We start from the raw sequence: 21,910 nt of genomic DNA on the forward strand, positions 1-21,910 counted from the left end.
GACAATCACTGCCACTCGTATCCCAGTACCAAAATGAGATCCTCGACCTCCATCGCCTTCTTGACCGGATCTTCTATCAGGTTGCCGCCGCCCGGGCGCGTGACCTTGACCCTCCATACCACTGGCTGGTCGGTTGGCACGATTTCGACGCCAGCGGCAGCCACGTCCTTCTGGCCGAAGTGTAGGCCTCCGTACGTATTGCTCTTGGCGAGTACCATGGTATTCGAACCGGCCGGGGGTGGCGCCGCAAGTGGCGGCGTCAGAGTCACGTCGTAGTTCCCGGGATCCGTGCAGCGGGCAAGCAAGACGATGGTGTTGATCTTCAGTGTCTTCGTCGCGTCCCGCTGCTGGAAAAGCGCCGTCGACACCTCGAGTTCGAACACGTTCCCATTGGCTGGGTTCACTGGATTGAGAAACCGGGACCACGCCGTCCCAAAATCGCGCCGAAGGTCGAGCACCAGCCAGGAGCGGGTCGTGCCGTCCTCACTGAAATAATCGCGAAGGTGGGCGATCGCGCCATTCTTGAAGGCGCCGGCGTCCTCTCGCGCCGTGTACTTGATGTGGACCACCGCGTCTGCGATCGTGCCGTAGTCGAGTTGCCGGAGCGGTGCGCCAAAGTCCGGATTGGCCGGATCGGGGTTGTTCGCCGGCAGGTCGGTGAAAAGCTCGAGCGCCCACTCGCTGATCGCGCCGGCTCCTTCGAACGGCAGATAGCGCTCGTCCCGGAAGCTCAACTCGAAAACGCCGCTGTCGTTCTGCGCGCTGCTCGCGGCGATGGCCCTGACCGGGATATTGGTCTCTACGAAGCGCGTGTCGTCTGCCGGCAAACCGGCATCGTCCGTGTTCCGGGGATAGCCGTTGTCGCCACTCGCCGGGGTGGTGCGAATACTGTTCTTGAGAAGCCGGAGCGTGCACGAGATCGTCGTGTATGGTCCCGCCACACAGGGCAGCGTCAGGCTCACTGACTTGATTCGGCGGAAGTAGTGACCAGGGTAGTCAAGATCGAACAACTCCTCCGGCAGGCGGAAGAAGCAGCGACCCGTCTCCCGCAGCTTCACCAGGGCCAACGGGTCGAGCAGAGCGAGCGAGATATGCTTGGTCAGCTCGAACTCGCGGCGATTCTGCTCCAAGTACGCAGACTCCAACCGCCGTAAGTCGTACTGCAACTTCTCGCCCGAGAGCAGACCTTTCTTGAGGCTGTCCCAGTAGCCAAAGGTGATGAAGCTGCTGTCGTTGAGCCCAAGTTCGAACCGGAAGCAGCGTTCCGCCCGTTTAGCCAGGTCGTAGGCCAGCTTGTAGCTCTGGAAAAACACCGAGGAAGTCTGACCGATCTGCCACTGGTAGAGCTCCTCGTTTGTGTACTTCGATCGCAGAAACGCGTCCACCGCCTTGGCGTTGTCGATCTGAACGACATGGTTCTCAAGCTCCTTCTCGGCGATGGCGATGCGTACTTCAGCCGCCGCGATGGACTTGTCCAGCTGCTCCAATTCCTTGTTCGATAGACTTTCTTGAAGCTTCCAATCGCTAAATCTTCGGTCATATCCAGCAAGAGTCGAAGCTCTGGTCGCACGGTAGCTTGCCAAGCTTGACATCAACTGCTCACTGCCCGAAGCGGCTTGCAAGGCACTGATAATGTTTCCGGTCCCCCACTGAACATTGACAGTAGGAGAGCCGCCAAATCCGGCGGCTCCGATCATGACGTTCGGAAGATAGCCCAGAATAGACGCTGCGATATTAATGTTTTGAGCCGCCGTTTGATGCCGCTGTGCAACTCCCTGTTCATTAAGACTGAGTTGTTCCCCGGCAATTATCTTCTCGATATCACGATAGAAGTCTCGCCGAATCGTGACCATCTCTTTGTTCTTCTTCAGCGCACCCAGATTTTCCTTGGCCTCTGCGATCTGCTGCTCGCGCACGGCCTTGACGCCTTCAAGGACGCGGATCTCCTGGCCCTGGCGCAGCAGGCTCAACGCCTCGGCGTCCTTCTTCTCAAGTGCGGACAACAGCGCGGCGCCGAGCGCCTTCACATCGTTGCATACCTCGTTCGCCTTTTGCAGGAGGACACTGAACCGGTAGAGCGGCAGCGGTGCATTGAGGTCGGCCAGCGCCGAGCCGATGTCGATGCCTGCCGCGACCGCCTTGACAAGTGCGCCCGGATCGATGGGCGGCTCGAACAGTGCGAGCTGGCGGACGACCCCCTCGATATTCATGCAGTGGCGGATCTTGTAGAGCCGATCGGCGACCGTATCCCAGTAGCCCAGCATCTTCTCGTTATGGGGGATGCAGAAGTAGAGCATAGGCAGTGGCGGCGCCTCGGGAGCAGCGCCCCCTCCGCCGGATGGCGCTGGCACAAGATTCTCGATCTCGACCAGTGCGTTGGGAACGGCATCGAGTTGGTGCTCAAGCTCGTTGAAGGTCTCCACCGGTGGTTCGGCCTGCGGTGGGACCCTCTTCGGCCGCGGCCCTAGGATCTCCGCGGCAAGGATGTACAACTGTGTCGCCTCGTTGATGCTCTCCATGCTGTCCTGACGGAAGAGGTAGTCCCCCCAGGCGATCAGGTTGTCCAGGTAGTTCATCACCACCGTCTTCTGGTAGGCGACGGTGCGGTAGTTGGCGATGCGGTGCGGCTCGAATGGGTTCGTCCGCCAGTCCTCGACCTGACCAAAGAGCGCCTTTAGGGCATCGTCCGAATAGCCGGGTACGCTGGTGTCGCCGGCCAGCATGCTCATGATGTTCTCGATGCGCTGTTGGACGTAGGCGGGATCCGTTGTCTCGTAGAATGGCTTGGTGATCCAGTACTTACTGATCGCAGAGCCGCCAGTAAAGGAGCTCTCCACGCCGATCGGATTGAAGATGAAATGATACCAGTCGCGCGCTTCCTCGAAACGCTGGTTCTTGCTCAACGCGTTGGCGATCAGCAGCGGCGCATGGAAGAAGAGCTCCCAGTTGTAGCCGGCATAGGCGCCGGCCGGGGAGAAGTCCACGACCTCCCCGGGATAGTAGGTCTCAATCCCCGGCTGGACCACCCACAACGTCGGCTGATAGCTGCGCGCAAAGCTGAATCCAGTGTTCTTGAGCTGCGTTTCCCGGCGCATCAGTCCGGGAATGCCCTGGACCGGGTTGTGGACGAGCTTGGCGAAGTCGCACACGAACGGGTGGTAGAAGTTCAGGAAGTGGAACTGGCGGAATTGGAACAGCCACCAAGAGAACGCGCCCAGGTAGTAGTGCACGAAGCGCATGAAGAACCGGACGATCCGGTCCCGGACCTCCGCATCGGTAAACGGGGGGGGCGTTTCACCTGGGACCTGGTCGGCCAGGAACTGCTCCACCTGCTGTCGCTGCGCGGCAGTCAAGGCGTTTAGGTCGAGCGCGTCCGCCCAAGCGCGGAACAGTCCCTCGAAGTATTCATCCCATTTGTGAAACTCGCGCTTGATCTCGGGGTAATAGCTCCGGAGGCTTCCGCCCACCTCCGGCCGCCCGTCTCGCACGCCGGCCCACAAACTCGGCAGCACGAAAAACGTGCGCTTCTTGTCCGCGTAGAAGAAAGGCAGCCACGTGCCGATAGGCACAGGGAACTCGTAGCCAAGTTTCGGGAGCGCTTCTATGCCGTCCGCTATTAGCCTATCGAGATACGACAGATGCCATGGGGGTGAAACCCGGAACAACCACGGTGTCTGCATCAGCACTGGAGTGCTTTGATGTCCATCGGCGTATGTGGCCAGCGCATTATCAAGCGACAGGTCGTTCTCAGGCCTATCGGAACGATCGCTTTGCTCCAGCCATTTCAGGAAACTAGCAGTATCGCCGGTGGAAGCCGGCTCAGGCCGGATCGCGGGAATGAAGTTGTCGTGGGCGTTAATCAGCTCGGGTACACCTGTGCAGCCCGCTACCGCGAAAGCTCCACCCAGCTTCCGGTTCCCAAGACAGGCTAGAGGTTGCTTGGCCCTATCTGAACTGCAGCCGTTGTACCTTATGTAGAAGCGCCCATCGATCTCGCTGCGATCAACAGGGAAAAAATAGTAGTTGTTCTTGACGATCTCCACATCGTAAGAACCACTTTCATCAAAATCCTTTGAGATTCTCTTCGGGGACCACTTCCCTTGGCGGTAGTCGCTGACCGCCATCTGAAGCCGGAGTTTCTTCTTGGCTTTCATAGCTGACATTGATGTGCCGCTATTCGGATACTGAGCCTGGTCGTTTCCAGCCTCATCGGGCACCTCGGTGAACACTGGCCAGAACAGGAACAGCCGCTTGTTCACCACCGCCGGAATCAGATAGTCGCCCTGGATGTCGAGGTCCACCTTCTCCCAAGGCGTCCACTGGCGATAGTCGTAGCGGCGGTAGTAGTAGAGATGCGGCTCGACCCCTGTCGTTCGTCCGAATACATGGAGAATCGTGTCGTCGCCGTCGTCCTCTTGGTAGAAGCCGGCGATTTCGAGTTGCGCCACGCCATCGAGCTTCTCGAGGTAGTTGGCGAAGGCCGCCTCGACGGTGTACTGGTTGATCTCGTTCTGGAGAAGCTCCTTCTCCAGGTCCTTGAAGAACGGCGACCGATCGCGTTTGAGCTCTGGAAGGATCCAGTTCTCCGGCCACATCCAGACCTTCCAGTTCGCCTCCCACACCCGGTACTTGCGCATCCACTTCCACCAGCGCCATGCGCTGTCGCCGTTGGGGCCGTCGGCTTCCACTCTGACTTCCGGCTCGATCCCCATGAAGCAGCGCTGCACGAACAACTGAACTGAACCGGACGCTTGCACCAGTCGACTGGTGAGCTGACACGAGCCCATCTCGACGTCGAGCAAGTAGTAGGCGTAGAGGTCGTTCGTGTTCTCCCATTTGCCCGTGGGGGCGTCGACCGGTTTGGGGTGAGTCAGCAGGTACGCCGCGAGCGCGTCGCGCTTGCGCTCGCGAAGGATATCCTGAATCTCCGCGCTCAACGTGAGCCAGGTCTCTGCGCCGAACCTCGCGCGCAGAATGGACTTGAGCGCCTTCGTATGGACCTCGCCCATTGCCGCGGACGCGAAGGTCTTGACCGTCGCGACATCGGTTCCGAGGCTCTCGACGAAGTAGAATGCCCGCCGCACGCGCTCCCAGTTCTCGGCCAGGAGATAACGGTTGGGATAGGCAAGATCGAGGGCGTCGACCAGTGCCTGCACGCTGGTCCGCGTCCACTGATCGTTGAGCCGTTCGACGTCCGCGGCGAAGTCGGCCTGAGTGGCATAGGCTCCCGAGTCCAGCCTGACCAGCACTTCGAGGAGTGTCGTCTCCGGTTCCGGCAGGCTCGCACGCAGGCGTAGCAAGCGACTGGTGCGCAGCACGCGATCCACGCTCGCCATGGCGGCAGCGGAGTCGAGTGGCAGTGCGCCGAAATCCACGAGCTGGGCGTTCGCGGTCAGGCTCCGGAGGCGCTCCCTCTCCACCAACGTGATCTTCCACTTCGACCACAGGGCCGCGACGCGCGTGGCCCAGAACCAGCCGTCGAATGTCGTCTTCAGCGTGGCGTAGTCAACCACGCCAACCGTGTCCGCGAAGACCCCGGTGAGGTGCGCGAGCAGCGTCGCCGGGAGCACGGTGTACTCGGTAAGCAGCCGCCGCGTGAGCGCTTCCGTAATGCCGAATTGCGCCGCTGCCTGCTGAATGACCAGGCCCTCGGCCCGCGTCTTCGCAAGATAGGCGAGCCCCTTCCGGACGGCCTTGTCGAGATTGCGTGCCAAGTTGTCGGCGGCCGGGTTAGGGGCGTGCAGCGGAAAAGCGAGATCGGCATCCTGCAGCCACAGCTGCTCTGCAGGAAACACGCCGATTGTGGGCTGTGTGAACAAGCTGTTGACCGCGTTGCGGTAGCTCGCGTCGGCGGAGAGCGCGTCCAGCGCGGCCTTGTCGGCAGGCGAGAGGATACCGACCAGCCGCAGGAGGCGTTGTTCGGCGTCATACGAGATCCGCTGCGCCAGGGCCGTGTCGCTGAGGCCCGCGAAATCAACCGCCGCGGGAAGTGTGGCCAGCGGCGCCGTAAACACCGGGTCCAAGAACTTGAGGGCGAGGCGCGGCGCCTGGAAGAACTGGTCAATCGCCTGTTGATAGGCGGCGATGCCCGTGACAGCGGCGAGCGTAGCGTCCGTTAGGAGCGTCGTCCGCTGCGCCGCGGTCATCAGGCCCGTGAACCGCACCACCGGCTCGTAGCGAATCGGTATGTTGTTGGGCGCACCCGTGATCGTCGCCGGGAACGTGAATCCCGTGGGCAGGTCGGGTATGGCCGCGGCGGACCCTGGGGTATCAAACAGCTTCTGAATCCCCTGCTGGTACGACGTGAGTGCAGTCACAGCCGCGAGCGAGGCGTCGTTGAGCAGCACGGTGCGCTGCGCGGCCGTCATCGTCCCGGCAAACCGCAGCACCGGCTGGTACTCGATCCGGATATGGTTCGGCGCACCCGTGATCGCTGCGGGGAAGCTGAAGGAGGCGGGTAAACCCACGACAGTCATCTCCTGGACGACTTCGTCGCGCAGCGTCTCGAGGAAGAACCGCGCCTCAGCCTCGGTTCTGTGCAACTGCTGCAACAAGCCGGTCAAGAGGCCCTCCAGGCGCTCGACGTCTGATGCCGGCTCCAGGAACTCGTACTGCGCCGGGTCGAACTCGGCGCGGATGGCCTGAAGGTCCTTGCGCAGCGTCCCGAGGAAGCGCGCCGCGTCCGACTCCTTGACAGCCGCCTTCGCCGAACGGTCGGCGGCGAGGAGCCAGTTGAGTTGGTCGGGCGTGATACCGGTGTTCCGCAGGTGATCGGTCCTCTCCACGAACTCCAGGGCTGTCTTCGGATCTACGAAGCTGGGAACGGAGACGCCCGGCCCGACCGGCCGCACGATGTCCTGCTGAAGCAGCTTCAGCACGACCTTCCATTCCTCGGCCTTGAACTTGAGCAGCTTCGCCAACCACGCGTGCCGCCAGAGGAAGGACAGATTGTTGAGCGTCAGGTCATCGGTGATGTACGCCGCTCCGTCCGAAGCGCGAGTCAGGGCGGCAAACAATTCGAGATCGGCTTCGCGGATCCCGAGCGCTGCGAGAATGACCGGCCGATGCCCGGAGATCTTCTCCGCCGTCGGCCCCGCGACATCGACCGCCGCCACCGCGAACGCCGGATCGAGCGGCTGGATGAGCTTCTTGTTGAGGAACAGGCTCTGGTAGAGCCCGTCTGCGCGCTTCTCGTGCGCCTTGGTGAAATGCGTATCGGCGTTCAGGTCGTCGAAGAGTCCGCACAATTGCTCGACGGTCGCCTTCGCGCCGAGCCGCGTCCTCAGCCGGGCCAAGTAATAGAGGTTGATCAGAAACGGCTCATCGAGCGTGCCGCTGCCGACGCCGGGGCAGCGAATTGCGAGATCGAGCTCCCATAGCTTCCAGCCGCTGAGCTTCTGCCACAATCGCAGAAACCGGTGCATGCGGTCGAGCTTCGCCGTGTTCAGCCCCTGGATGACCTTCTTATTCGTGTCGCACGAGGCGTCAAGGTGTTGGATGGTGATGTCGCCCGTCGGGTTGATGAACGGCAGATCGAGCAGCGCCAGCAACTCTTCGTACTCCAAGCCGGTCTTGCGGAGGAACGTCTTGACGTTCGCTATCGAATGGTCGTCATCCGGCGCGAGATTGAGCCAGCCCGCATTGCCCGTCTCGCCCCAGACCTCCTGCTGACCCGCAGTCGTGGTGTCCGCCACCAGAATCAGACGCTTCTCGTCGAATGCGGCGGCTGGGTCGCAGCTGATGCCGAAGTACTCCGCGGCGATTTCGCCGTCGGTGGGGTTGTTGGGGGCGGCGGGACCCCTGAGCGTGCGCATCAAGTCCCAGCGCTGCAGATTGCTCTTCTGAAAGCCGGCGCGAACCTCCTCGGCGAAGAGATCAAAAGGCAGCGAAAAGGCTCGACTGCGCTGTTCCTGGCGCCGCGCGTCCCCTTCCGGGAAGAGATCGAGCGGCACGGCAAGCGGATACTTCGCCGCCCGGAGCTTCTTGTAGGCATCGCCGTTCACGTAAGCGGGATAGGCCCGGAGTTCCGCGCTGGTCGCCTTGGTATTCGGCAGGAGCTGGGCGAAGAAGTCGGGTGTCACCTTCTTCTTGAGCAGGTACGCCGCATCGGTACCGTGTACCACCCAGCGGTCGGGGTTAGACGGGTCGACCTGAGACAACGTGAAGTCGCCGCCATATGCGACGTTGTGGCCATCCAGCACCGCCTTGACGGCCGCTTTAGCCGCTGCGGCCCCGGCCGGGATAGCGGCGAGCCCCGTCAGCTCCACGTCATTGGCTCCGGCGGCGTCCACGGCCGCTTCGAGCACCTCACACACCACGTCCACGTACGGCAACGTGGTCAGCGCATTCTCGCAATTGAGTTCGAGATAGCCGAGATCGGGGCGACGGTCGAACAGGATGTCGCGAACCGAATGGAATCCGCCGCCGGCCTTGGCCCTCAGGCTGGAGCGGTCGCGCAGGTACATGAGCAGGTCAGTGAAGTAGGCCGCCGGGCTCAGGGCCGACCTGCAGTGCTCGCAGTGGCAGATGTCGCCGGCCTGAAACAGGTTGTTCCAGTTCGGGAACTTCGTGAGATCGGGGTGGCTGCTCTTGAGGACGCCCGGCAGGACTCCGGAGTCGAACGACGCAAGATCGCCGACGATGGTGAGCACTGCGGCGTGCGTGTCGGCAGCGCGGTTCCAGGCCGCTCGCGCGGATTCCGGCGTGAACCCCGCCTGTTTGCCGTAGCGTCGTACGAACTCGCTTTCGCCCAGGCGGTACACCATCTGCGCGGAGTGCAAGCCGTCCGCCAGCAGTGCATCGGTCGCCTCGAAGGTGGGAGCCAGCTTGAATACGCGCTGGACTGCCTTGAGTTCGACACGGAATGAGGGGTCCTTCGCAAGCGCACCAAGCTCACCACCACGCTTCTCAAGGAACTCGTCCACCGACGTGCGCAGCAGGTCGAACTCCACGTGCCGGTCGATCATTCGCGCTAGGTCTCTCGCGTGCTTCACGCCCACCGCACCGCCCGCGGCCAGCGCCCGCTCCAGCCCGCCGGCGAAAGATGCGGTGGGGAAGGCCTCCCGAAACTGGCGCTCCAGCATCTTCGCGTAGAGCTCGGCTTCCGGAACCTCTACCGTGCCGGTCGGGTCCTTGAGGCCGAGCGGCAGGGTTACTTCCCGGGCCTTGTGCTTGCGCTGCACGAGATCCACCCATTCATGCGTGCTGCGCTTGGCGAGCGTGCGGATGTCCTCCGGCCGGCGGATGTTGAACTCTTCCTTGAGCATCCTGACCACGGAGAAATCTCCCCGCGTCAAGTCAGCCAATTGGTACGAGGTGCGCAGGTCCGCGATCTCGGCCTTCTTGAAGGCGCGGTCCTTCTCCAAGGCCTCCAGCAGCTCCGGCGTCACCGCCCGATGCTGCTGGAACAGGCGCGCGAACTTGGCTTGTTTGTCCGCACTGTCGATACCGGCGTGCTGGAGTGCCATCCTGACGAACGTCGGCGCCTTTTCATCACCCAGGACCAGGCGACTGACCAACTCGAGGAATGACTCGACCCAATCGTCCGTGCGTTCGCGGAAACGTTCGGCAATCTCGCGCCGGTTGAAGCCGCGCACGAGCGCCTTCCGTACCGCTCTGGCATCGAGGCACGGCAACGCACTCGTGACGGTTTCCAACTGTGCCTTCAGGGGCTGCGTCTCGACATACTCGAAGAACGAGCCGCCCAGCAAAACGAACCAGAACTCCGGTTCGATCCCATGGTCTGCGAGGCGATGGGCGAGTGCGAAGCGCGCGAGATCCCGCTTGTCGAACTTGCACTCCCCGGCGAGGAACGTAAGGTCTTGGTGATCTTGATCCTCTTCCAGATCTTCGATCCTGACCTTGCCGAGCAGCGGCGCGACGGCCGCTCCGATTCTCTCGAACAGGGGCGGTGGCGCCTTCCGCTCCAAGGGGATCGCCAGGTCGATCTCCGCCTTTGCCGGGGCGTTGAAGAGGACAGTCGAGCTGGCGAGCACCGATCCGTCGGCATCGAACGCTTTGACGACCAGATCTGCGGTCCCTCGTTCCTGGTTGAGGAACTGCCTGTCTGTGTATTCAATGCGGTAGGCTCCAGTACGGTCGGTGAAGTGTTTCTCTTTCTCCTCACCCAACCGCTGCTCGCGGCGAAGGTCTCGATCGAATGCCACAACTTCGGTCCGAGGGGCCGGAGTGCCGTCGGCAAACCGGACATGACCGGTCACCACGAAAGTGCGAGGCTCCTGAGATTGATTGGTTCTTTGCGTGTTCATGGTCGTCCTCCGTCGGCTCTATCTCTTTGTTTGCTTGTTCATACCTTCAGCAAGTAGTGCAGTCCGTTTTCCTGCACGCCCTTCTTGCCATCGCGCCAGTCGAGCAGCCATTCTGCGCCGATGGTATCCCAGCTCACGCCGACCGGATCGAGGATAACCAGCTTGTCGAACCACAGCACCGCCACCTTCAGGAGCGGAAGCTGCGCGTCGGTGAAAGACGCGTAAGGGTAGTAGAAGAGGTTGTGTTCAGTGGTTGCCATCGCTGTCGCTCAGTGGTCATGCCCCTCCCTGTTGTTTGCCATTGTTCATATTCGTGGTCCGTCCCCTATTTCTCTGGGGGCGCAAGACGTACCGTAACCTGCCACCCGCAAATCAAGCGTGTAGCGTCCGGTCAAGTGATGAAACGCGTCGAGCCAAGTGCATATTCGTGCGCTGTCCCCTGCCGTAGAGACACATGCAGGCGTGAGGCGCTGAAACCGCTCTCACTGGGAGCTTCCATCTAGGACGGCATCGACTCGCAGCCGTACTCGGACGTTCGGATGGCCCGCCCCGGATCCGCTAACGCGTATCGAACTGGGGTCCCCTACGGTTCTTGCCAACCGCGCGGCGTGCGCCTGGAAGTTTGGGTTGGCCTGCTCGCCAATCATGGTGAACTCGGGCTGGCCACGAGCTTGGGCAATCCTGGCGGCTTGGCGGAGCATCTCGCGATGCGCAGCCCTGGCCGCGGACTGGCCCGGCGCGGCCATTCGGCCTGCGGCTTCATCGTAGGCGCTGATCCCAGTGACGCGATAGGTCACCTGCGAGTCCCCGACCTCAATGCGCGCGTGAAGTGAGTCTGCGTCACCGAATCTATTGATCCGCACGCCTCCCGAGCCCGACCGGGATGCCTCCTCCCCAGCGAGCCGGGCCTGCACACGGGCTTCCGCAATTTCCCGAGGATCCGGCGGCCTGGTTTCCGACCGTGATCGCGCGGCGGGCCGAGATCGTTCAGCGGGCCGCGATCGGCCGCTCCCGCCGCGACCGCGTGGAGTCGTCCTGCCACGCAAAGCTCGAGCCACCGGTGGCAATGCCATGCTCACACCGGCGCCGAAGGCAGCACCCGTCAAAAACCGATCCCCATATTCCGCCGGCGAGCTTGCCTGACCTCGCGCGATGTCGGAGACGGCTAGACTTGCGGGCGCCCCTGTTCCACCTGCAACGAGCCCCGCCGCTCCTCTTGCGAGCACGGGTCTCACCGTCGCCCGGGTGGTCAGAGCCGTGTAGGTTCCGCCGCCAACGGCCATGCTCGCTGCGGTCACGGCTGTGTGCGCAGCGAACTCGGCGTCGGAGACACGGTCGTATGTGGGGGAGGTTGGGCTGGTAGGAGCATTCGCTGGACTGACCGCAGTGGCGGTGGTGATGACAACCGCTGCGATGACTATGAACCAGATCACTCGCCCATCCGGATCGCTCGCAATGAGCGGTCTGTTTTGGACATAGACGTATGGCTGGTCTACTCGCGCCCCTTCCTCGCCCCCTATGCTCGCAGGATCGCAACTTGTCCATCGCCCCAACCATGAAGCGTAGTAGCGGGCTCCGTGGTAGTAAAAGCTGCTCTCCTCGTCCCGCTCCTTGCCCGTATAACGGTACCGCTTCGGCGTCTCGGTCTGACTGCGAACCGCCTGGTACGACGTGCTGCCGTAAGGGGTGTACTCCTCGTATGCAACGATCTGCGCCTGATCGTCCAACTCGAGGCTGGCCGAACCGAGGTGGTTGCCATACTGGTAGCGGATGAGTTGTTGCGGCGCGGGGTCGTTGCCTTGCGTACGTGTCTCTACCAAGGCGATGCGCTGCTTATCATCCATAATGTGCAGCGTCTCGCGGACGAGTGGGTTCGCCCCGTTCTTGCGATAGATCTCGAAGCCGCCCAGGTAAATGCGCTCGTCCTTCAGGCCACCGTTGTTGGGCGACTCGGTCACCTTGCGCACGCGCTGTCCGGTCGAGTCGTACACGTACCAGGTGCGCTCGCCGTCTCGGGCGACGCCGTCCGCGTCCGCGGCATTCACGGCCTGACGTTGGGTCATCTGCAGTTGGTCCTTGAAGTCCCACTGCATGACCTGAAGCTGCGGCATGCGCAGCATGCTGCCATGGGCGTCGTAGCCGTCGCCGACTGTGCTGTAGGTCTCGGTCGTTGCCCCGATTGTGGTGCTTGTCAGCCGGTTGCTCCGCTTGCCGGGTTCGAGCAGGCTGGTCTCGTTATAGGCGTACGTCCGCGTCCAGCCGGGGTGAACGGGATCGCTGCCTCGATGCTGCATTGAGAGGAAGTTGCCGACGGCGTCGTAGACGTAACGCTCCAGGTAACGTCCCATGGCGTTGCCGTCGCCGGGATGGAGAAGGCCCACGCGCGAGGCATCGTTGTACGAGTGCGGGATCGGCGCCCCACCGACTTGCCCCAAATGCTCGCGGCCTGTGGCCTCGATCAATCGGTAGATGGCGTCGTAGCTGTATTCGGCGCTCGGCTCTACGCGCGTGTTCTTGAAGTAGACGGTTTGTTGCGCGTCGTCGCGTATGTGGGTGATGTTGCCCGCGGGATCGTAGGCGTAGTGCAGGTTCTGTACCTGGCAGCCGGGCCAGCCGGCCGGGGGCGGCTGCGGGCAGTCGCCAGGAAAACCGGCTGCGTTGCGGCGCGTGAGCAGATGAGTCAGGCGGAACGTCAGCGGGTCGTAGGTGTGAGTGGTTCTGGCGCCGTTGCCGTAGTCGATCAGCAGGCGCTGGCCCTTGGCGTCATAGTCGATGTCCGTCACCGCGTGCAAGTTCGCGGTGGCGGGATCGAGGAGATTGCCAGGCTCGGCACCCTGGTTGAGCCATGCATCCACCTGCTCCAGCAGGTTGGCGTCGTTGTAACCCGGCTGAATGACGTTGACCATCGCGCCCGGCTGATCGCTGTGCGGGGCGATCAACTGGATCGGGCGGTTTAGGGCGTCGTAGCGGGTGCGGCTGGTGTAGGTCTCGGGCTCCAGCGGCACGGCGCCGAACCAATCCAACGTGGTCTTGTACTCCTGCGCCAGACGGCGGCGGCTTTCCAACAGATTGCCTTTGAAGTCATAGCGGTCGCTCGTGACGATGCCTGCCTGGTCGTTGAGTTCAACCACCTTGCCACGCAGGTTGTTGTCCTCCGGGTTGGGGCGGCCCTCGCCGTAGATGCTGCGCCCGACGACCATCTCCACACCCCCACCTTCGCTCAGGAACGAATCCGTCGGCCGCCGTAGCCGGTCATAGGCGGTGCGGAAGCGGTGGTCACGGCTGTCCCAGGCGTAGAGCGGCTTGCCGGCCACGTCGTTGAGCATCCAGCGCTCGCCCGCCTCCATGCTGGCCTGATGGACGCGGTTACCGAGCATGTCGTAGTCGTAGCGCATGACAACGCGGTCCTTGGCGTCGATGACCTCGCGCTGGTTGCCCTCGATGTCGAGGACGATCCGCGTCGCGTGGAACTCCTCGACGGGCGGATCGGCCGCGGGCGTGTCGCTGTACTTGGCCTTGTTGTGGGCGACCGTGAGGAAGGTGCGACCGAGCGAGTCGGCGTGCGCGACCGTGGGCGTCGCGGCATGGACGCGCGTTTTCTCGGCGGCCCGCGTCTCGTTGGTGCGATCGGTTATATCGGGATAGCGTGCCGCGAACGCTGTGGCGTGGGCCGCATCGGTCCGCAGCGCGTGCCACGTGGGCAGGTAGTCGGCGTTGGAGAGGCGGCTGAAGAAGTCGCCCACATCTGCATCGGTCTTCGGGTCGGCGATCAGGATCGTGTCGTTGACGTCCCAGGTCTCCTGCCGCCACGGGTCGAAGACCACCTTCTCCCAAGTGTGGTTGGGATGCAGGGTGGCGACCACCCGTTCGACCGGGTCGTAGAAGAGCACCGGGCTGACGCCGATCTTGACATCGAACTCGAAGCGGTGTGTGTCGGTGAAGAACGGCTCGTACTGGCGAACGGGCTTGCCTTTGTTGTTGAAGACCGTCCAGCCGCTGCCAACCCAGCGCGGGCTGACGTCGTTCGCCGTCATCACGGGTTGGCCGTCCGCGCCGACGATGATCTTGCCATTGGCATCGCGCTGGGGCGCCGGTCCCGGCTCGGTCTGGATCTTCTTCTGGATCTCGCGGCCGAAGCCATCGGAATAGGAGAGGCTCACCTGAATCTTGGTCTGCTGACCCGCCGGGAGGTCGCTCACATGGGTCTCGCGGGCGAGCGTCGCGGCGACCGCGGGCGGCTTCATGGCCGGATCGGGCTCGCGCCAGTAGGCGGCCAGGTCATAGACGACACGCGTTGCGGCGTCGGCGAGCAGCATGGCCGCCATCGGCCCCTTGGGATTGGCCAGGAATTGGTCGATCTCGGCCTGAGTGAGGTCGGCGGCGAATCCGTTCAGCGAATCGCCTTCGACGGCGGCGGGTGCGGGCTTCCCCATGACCGCGGTGCCGACGACCATGCCGAGGGCATCGAATGCCACCGCCGAGCGGTTGCGGTTGGGGTCCATGACCAGCGCCGGCTGTAGCACGCGGTAGTCTTGCGCACGGCGTACGAGCGGCTGCGTCGGGTCAGCATTGCGTTCGCCGACGGTGACTCGGTTGTCCAGCGCGTCGCGCGTCTCCTCGACCAGGAGGTCGTGCGTGTCGTAGGTGACGAAGCTCTCTGTGCTAACCGCGTTGGTGTGGAACGGGTCGCGGTAGCGGTGCGGCAGGAAAAAGTGCTGGCGGGCGTACAAGACTTCCTGCGCCGCCGTGTGTGCCGGATCGGGGGAGTAGAAGATCTGCCCGGAGGGGATCCACCAGTTGGCGTCGCCTTCGGTGTGGACGTAGCGGCCTTCGTTCGCAAGCATCGCGACGGTGGCGCGTCCGCCGTAGACCTCCGCGACCAGGCCCGGCGTGAAGGCGAGCTTGTAGCTCTCGAAGGGCAACGCGAGCGATTGCAGTTCGCCAAGCGGCAACGATCCGCTGAGGTTGTTGCGGCGGTAGTAGGTGCGCACGTGCTCGATCAGGCGCTTCTCCACGACCGCGAACGCTGGGTTCACTTTGTACTCGTATGTGCGAGCGATCGCCGTCGCCCCAGCCTCCAGAACTTCATCAAAAGTGAAACGGCTGCGCCCCGGCGGAAGCGTCAAACCCGTCAGCTCGTAGGTGCGCGACTCGCACGGCAGCGGCGTGCGGTGATCGTCGGCTGTATCGACTGCGTTAGTGACGCGGTTCTCGGTCCAAGTGATCAGAATCTGCGCCTGCTTGGCCTGGTCCGCAGGAGCCAAGTTCGGGTCCGGCTGCCGTCTCCCGTAGCCGATGGCGGCGGACTTGAGGACATTGCCGTACTCGTCCACCTCCAGCGTCAGCGCGTGACCGATGCGCGGGTCGGCGGGATTGCGCTCGTAGTGGTAGCTGATCGACTCCCGGGCATGGGTGAAGAACACGCCGTGGCGGTTGCTGCCCCGCGGTTGCAGCACACGAACGGTGAAGTTCTGCTCGGTGACGGTATAAGGATGCTCCGCTTCGGCCGTGCCGTCCTGGGCGTAGACCTCCTGGCGCAGCATGGACCCCTTGAGGGCGCGGCACGCCTCGCGCTCCTCCTCGGCCGTCAGGCCCTCGGGCAGGACGGTGTCATTGAGCAGGAGTGCACGCGCCTGAACATCGCTCAAACCCGGCTCGCGGTAGTACTCGCCGACGTCGCTTGCGTCGAGCAGGCCGGCGAAGAAGTCGGAGACGTGGTCGCGCCCCAGGTACGCGCCGGTGTGGAACCAGGTCCGGGTGAGGACCGGCGGCACGTGGGAGGATGCGTCGATGTTCGTGGCGGCAAGCGCTTGCCCGCCGGCCAGCACGGCAAACTCCTCGGTATCCCACTGCTCGACCATCCCGAAGCCGCGGAACTCGCGCTCGGTGCCGTCGAAGTAGCCGTGGTGGTAGGCGTAGCGGGTGACGAACCGGTTGCCGCTGATGCGATCGTGCGTGGTGACCCGCTCGACGACGTGCACCGGGAAGGGCAATCGCGTTACCCACGGCCGATCGTCGCGCTTGTCCTTAAGATAGAAGTAGGTCGAGGGTGCGTAGTGCACCTCCGTCTCGGCGCCGAGGTTGTTGACCGACCTGACCAGCAGGTGCGGCTTGATCCCGCCCATCAGGTCGATGTAACGCAAAGGCCGGCGCGCGTCGGCAGGCAGCGGGGACGACCAGACCAGGCAGGCCGTGCCATTGCCAAGAAGATCGGCCGTCATCACCGAGGAGACGTTGTCGATGTGCGGGAAGTGATCCAGACGCCGCGCCTCGGTCAGCCGGTTTCCCGATTGATTGAAGTAGATCCGCGCGCCGTCGCCGCGCAGGTAAATGACGTCGTTGGTGCCCGAGCCGTCGATGTCAGCCAGGCGGACGCGCCTCTGGTCGAACTGGTCTGGATTGTCGAACCAGGGCGCGTTGTCCATGGTGACCTTGGCGCCAAAGCGGCCGTAGCCCAGGTTCGGCCAGTAACAGACCTCGCCGTTGCGGATGCGCACGAGGTCGGTGAGCCCGTCGCCGCACATGTCGGCGAGGTAGATGGACTGCGTGCCGTCGGCGAAGACGAGACGCGGTCCGCTCTCTTCGTCAAGCACCTGGCGAACCCGCTGGGCAGGGCCGAAGCCTTCCTCAGCGAGAGAAGGATGCCAGGTGAAGACGTCCTGCTCGGTGATCAGGACGTCGGCATGGCCGTCACCGTCGAGGTCGATGAACTTCAGGTTGGGATCGCGAGTATCGCGGTTCAGGCGCGCGGTGAAAGGGCGGAAGGGCTGCCAGCCTTCCTTGCCGTCATGTTCGTAGAGGCCCGGCGTGGGGTCATCCAGCACTACTAGATCGGGCTGGCCATCGCCGGCGAGGTCCATGAACTGTGCCTGCCCACCGGCCACGCTTAGGTTTGGCTTGATGGCAACGCGTTGCAACGGGGCGAACTCGACCGGCCGCTCGCTGATTGGACTGATGTTGCGCTTGTAGAACCAGGCGCCGGCCTGCTCCGTGAGGATCCCGGTGATACCCTCGCCATGCAGGTCCACCCATTGGTACGTGGACCCGTCGAGGCCGGCAGGCAGGTTCTCGAGACTCGCAGCGTCGACTTCCTGAACCTGATCCTGAATGGCCGCCTTGCTGTACTCGAACTCGAGCGGCGGCAGCGACTTCTTGAGGTAGGTGGCATAGGAGACGCCGTTCCCGATCACCATGGGCTGCGTGTCGTCGCGAACATAGCCCGACTGCGTGATGCGTCGAATGAACGAGGCGAACCGGGTGCTGCCCTGATGGGCGAGCTCGTCCTCGATCGTGACGGGCTGCGTGTAATCGAGGTCGGCATAGTCGAACTCGGTGGACCGCACCAGACCCTCGTACCCCTTCTCGCCCGTGGGCAAGTCAGGGATGTGATGGAACATCAGGACACGACGGCAGCGGCGATAGGTGCGCACCTCAAAGCCGACGCGGTGGGAGGAAAACGGGTCAGGGCGGACGGCCCAGGAGCCCTCTGCCAGCGGGGAGACCCTGACGAACCGATGCTGCTCCGCCTCCGGTCGGGCAGGGTCGAGATCGACCTCCTCGTAATGGGCCTCGTCGTAGTCGAAGATCACTTCGAACATCCACGCGGCGGTGTTCAGATCCGGCTGGACGAGACGCGAGACGCGATTGCCGTACTTGATGCGCTTTAGGTAGCGGTTGGCGGTACGCACTCGATTGCGCTCGTTGGCCTGGCTCAGATCGACCTTGTCCGCGTTTTCTTTCGCATACTCGTAGACGATGGCGTTGCCCTTGTCGTCATAGCTCTCGCAGATCAGCCAGCTGAAGATGCGCGTCGGATTGGCCGGGGACGGGTCGGCGGGGTCGAAGATGCGGGAGTTGTTGTCTTTCCCGTACACAGTCGTGACGTTGTCTCGTGTGATTGACCGCCAGTGGGTCTCGCCGGTGGCAATCTTCGTCCAGCGCTCGATGCGGGCGATGAGCCCTTCGATGCGTGGCCGGTAGCGCCGCACGCGGTAACCGTCAATGTTGTCTTCGTAAATGATCAGCTGACCGGCAGGGTCGCGCACCCAGAACCCGTCCGCGTCTCGCTGGAAACCTGGATGGCCAGCGATCCAAGTTCCGTCGGGGTCTTGGCGATAGACCGGCACCAAGTCTTCCGCGCCGGAGAGGATAAAGACGTCGGAATCGACCGCGTCGAGATACTGCGGCAGGCCTTTGTCTGTCTTGCGCGTGATCGACGGCAGCGAAAGACTCCAGCCGAAGCCGAACGGGCCGTTGCCGGCGCCGGAGTCGTAAGTCAGGGAGAGTTGAGGGCCGAAGCCTGAACGGCCTGGGCTGGTGGCGATGGGCACCGACATCGAGCCAGTGCCGGTAACCGGGTTGGCGGCGAACTTCTCGCCGATGCCGCGGATGGCACCACCGCCCTTGGGTAATTGAATCGTTGGCGTGTGCGCGTCAGCGCTGAGCGGCGATGCCTGGTCGCTAGTGCCAGGTGAACGCTGTGGGTCGGCGGCCTTCACTTGGCGCCTCTCCCACGGCTGAATTCGAGGGGCCCGAGTCGAGCCGCGAGGGACGTCGCGCTGGGCGCCCAAGATCGCCGCACATCAGCGATCGGGCGAACGCCACCAATCGCTGGTGCCCTTGAATCCCGATGCGGAATCGGACAAGACACGACCAAGCCTCCCTCGCAGGTCAGGCGCCTGCTTGTTGCACTTTCGTTACACGACGGACGAACCTCAAACGATCGCGAAGTATTTCGCTTCTATACAACTTGAATTCATGATAGACAAACTCTGTCCGCCTTGTCATCAGCAGCCGGACGCGCTGAGGTGACTGAGAAAGCGACGTTCGGGCGCATAACGTGGTTGGGGACGGGATGTTCGGAAAGCAAAGCGGCTTAAGCGGAGAGACTTGGCCTTCGGGGCGAAGCGGGTCAGGAGTCAGAGCCCGCATACAGGGCGGCTGGTCGCCATGATCGTTAGGGTGACTCCGGGCTGCTTTTCTTCCCGCCGTGCTTGACTGAGTTTTCGGCCCGAAACGTCTGCTTGATCGACCAGTCGATCCACACCAGCCCTGGATTGCGTTCCCGAATCCATGTCATTCGATCGTTTCGGTGCCGTACCGGAAAATCTTCAAGGTATCGGACCAGTAATCCTCGGGCAGCCCCGCCTTGAGCTTGAGCTGGCGGAAGAACTCCCCCGGCCGCGGCAAGGCTTCCCACACGGAAGGCAGGAAGGTGCCGCGCAGGGGGCCTTCCTGAAGAATCAGGCCGTCGATGCCGGGCCTCAGTTGTCCGATCAGGTCGCGCTCGGAAACGAAACTCATGGGCTCCGGCGGTGTTAGTAGGGCGATGTGGATGTCCAGAGAGTCCATTTCCTCCGCCGTGACGGGCGGAAAGCGCGGGTCGCGGAAAGCGGCGGAAAAGGCGTTGTCGGCCACGTCGATGGCCAGCGGCTTCACCGCTTCCAGGCAGCCGATGCAGCCGCGCAGTTCGCCGCCTTTCTTCAGGGTGACGAAAGTCGCGCGCGGCTCCGAGAGCGGTGGGGGCAGGTTCGCCGGGTCGACCGGGAGGGGCTTGCCGATCGTCAGGCCATGCCGGATCGAGGCGAGGGCAAGGTCGAGCAGGTATCGCCGGTGCGCGGGTTCAAGCGGGCAAGTGTCCTGATTCGATGACATAGGCTCCGTATCCTACGACGCTGTCCTTGGAACCGGCGGTGTCGCCGGAATTGCGCAGATCGACGGTCTTAGCGGTGAAACCGCGGCGGCGCGCGGCGATGAGGAGGCCGGCCACCGGCAGTCTTCCGCAGGCGTCGTCGAAGCCGATGTCTTCCGGGTGCAGCGATTCGATGGCGTCGGAGGTCGCCCGGTCCATCCGCCTGGCCGTGGCGTAGTCGTGATAATGGCTCAGGTCCGAGCTGACGACGATGAGGGTTTCGTCCCCGCCCCACAACAGGTCGATCGCCTCGGCGACCTGGGCCGGAACCGCATCGCCGACCACGATCGGCACCAGCCTGAAATCTTCGAGCACCTCCTGCAGGAAAGGCAGGTGGACTTCGAGGCTGTGCTCCAGCACATGGGCCTGGTCCAGGACGTGTACGAAAGGCAGCGCGGCCAGGGCCGCCTGGGCTTCGAGGTCGAGCGGGATTTCGCCCAAGGGCGTCGAAAAGCTTTGCGCGCTGCTCAACGCGAGTCCCCGGAAGGCGACGCGGTGCGACGGTCCCAGCAGCACGACGCGGCGGATGCGGCGCCGCAAAGGCTTCAGCAGGGCATAGGCGCTGGCGGCGATGGGGCCGGAATAGACGTAGCCGGCATGGGGAGCGATCAGGGCCTTGGGCGGTGTGCCGGCGGTTTTCGCTTCGCCGATGAAGCCCTGCAGCATGGTGTGGAGCTGGCGACGGTCCGCGGGATAGAACAGGCCGGCGACGGCGGGGGCTCGAACGGATCGCATGGCGCCCTCCTGCTTTGCGAAGAAGAAACACTTGCCTGGCGGATACAGAATTCATACTGTAGCCTCATCTGTCAACTTCCCGTCGTTCCGGAGGTGCGCCATGGACACCAACATCGATGCCGCGGAAGCCTTTCCCACCCGTTTCTGGCACGTTCTGGAAGACGGCCGCGTCCAGTGTGATGTCTGTCCCCGCTTCTGCAAGCTGCACGAGGGACAGCGCGGCCTGTGCTTCGTGCGGGGCAACGTCGGCGGCAAGGTGGTGCTGCTGTCCTACGGACGCTCGAGCGGGTTCTGCGTCGACCCCATCGAGAAGAAGCCGCTGAACCATTTCCTGCCGGGGACGCCGGTGTTCTCCTTCGGTACCGCCGGCTGCAACCTGGCCTGCAAGTTCTGCCAGAACTGGGACATCAGCAAATCGCGCGAAATGGATTCGCTGCTGGACCGCGCCAGCCCGGAGGCGATCGCCAAGACCGCCAAGACGCTCGGCTGCCGCAGCGTCGCCTACACCTACAACGACCCGGTCATCTTCCACGAATACACGATCGACACCGCGCGCGCCTGCCGCGAGCTCGGCGTCAAATCGGTCGCCGTCTCCGCCGGCTACCAGTGCGCCGAGCCGCGCGCCGAGTTCTACCGCTACATGGATGCCGCCAACATCGATCTGAAGGCTTTCACCGAAGACTTCTACCACAAGATCTGCGGCGGCCATCTGCAGCCGGTGCTGGAGACGCTGGAGTACATCCGGCATGAAACGGACGTCTGGCTGGAGATCACCACCCTGCTGATCCCGGACGAAAACGATTCCGAACAGGAGCTGGAAGCCTTGACGCAATGGGTGGTGGAGAAGCTGGGGCCGGATGTGCCGCTGCATTTCTCCGCCTTCCATCCCGACTGGAAGATGCTGAACAAGAGCGCCACCCCGCCCGCCACCCTGCTCGAGGCGCGGCGAATCGCCATGAAGAACGGCGTGCGCTATGCCTACGTCGGCAACATCCACCACAAGGAGGGTGACAGCACCTATTGCCACCATTGCGGACAGATGCTGATCGGCCGGGACTGGTACGAGCTGTCGGAATGGAACCTCACGCCGGAAGGCCGCTGCAGCCGGTGCGGCACGCCCTGTGCCGGCGTGTTCGAGGCCGAGCCGGGCGACTGGGGCGCGAAGCGCATGCCCGTCAGCATGGCCGGGCGCGTCTGACGGCAGCCCCTTCAATAA

Annotated in this window: 6 protein-coding genes; 1 reads left to right on the forward strand and 5 read right to left on the reverse strand. The window is 63.3% G+C overall.

Features of this window, described 5'->3' with window-relative positions:
- Positions 1-5 precede the first annotated feature (5 nt).
- The 5 genes from ABZN20_RS13510 to amrB all read right to left on the reverse strand — a co-directional run bounded on the left by ABZN20_RS13510 (position 6) and on the right by amrB (position 20,694).
- Positions 6-10,268, reverse strand: coding sequence for a neuraminidase-like domain-containing protein (locus ABZN20_RS13510; RefSeq protein ID WP_367025571.1), 10,263 nt, complete (start codon positions 10,266-10,268; stop codon positions 6-8).
- Positions 10,269-10,306: 38 nt separating this feature from the next.
- On the reverse strand, positions 10,307-10,528 hold the full coding sequence (locus ABZN20_RS13515) for a hypothetical protein (RefSeq protein WP_367025572.1): 222 nt from the start codon (positions 10,526-10,528) through the stop codon (positions 10,307-10,309).
- Positions 10,529-10,750: 222 nt separating this feature from the next.
- Positions 10,751-18,766, reverse strand: coding sequence for a SpvB/TcaC N-terminal domain-containing protein (locus ABZN20_RS13520; RefSeq protein WP_367025573.1), 8,016 nt, complete (start codon positions 18,764-18,766; stop codon positions 10,751-10,753).
- 577 nt (positions 18,767-19,343) lie between these two features.
- Positions 19,344-19,922, reverse strand: coding sequence for an AmmeMemoRadiSam system protein A (amrA, locus tag ABZN20_RS13525; protein WP_367025574.1), 579 nt, complete (start codon positions 19,920-19,922; stop codon positions 19,344-19,346).
- Positions 19,891-20,694 carry an AmmeMemoRadiSam system protein B gene (amrB, locus tag ABZN20_RS13530; protein WP_218808254.1) on the reverse strand — a complete coding sequence of 268 codons (804 nt, stop codon included), beginning with the start codon at positions 20,692-20,694 and terminating at the stop codon, positions 19,891-19,893. Before amrB ends, amrA begins: the two co-directional genes overlap by 32 nt.
- A gap of 100 nt (positions 20,695-20,794) precedes the next feature.
- Between amrB and amrS the strand changes: the two genes are divergently transcribed.
- On the forward strand, positions 20,795-21,892 hold the full coding sequence (gene amrS, locus ABZN20_RS13535; RefSeq protein ID WP_218808253.1) for an AmmeMemoRadiSam system radical SAM enzyme: 1,098 nt from the start codon (positions 20,795-20,797) through the stop codon (positions 21,890-21,892).
- The last annotated feature ends 18 nt before the right edge of the window (positions 21,893-21,910 follow it).

The organism is Methylococcus sp. ANG, assembly GCF_040730495.1.
GTDB lineage: Bacteria > Pseudomonadota > Gammaproteobacteria > Methylococcales > Methylococcaceae > Methylococcus.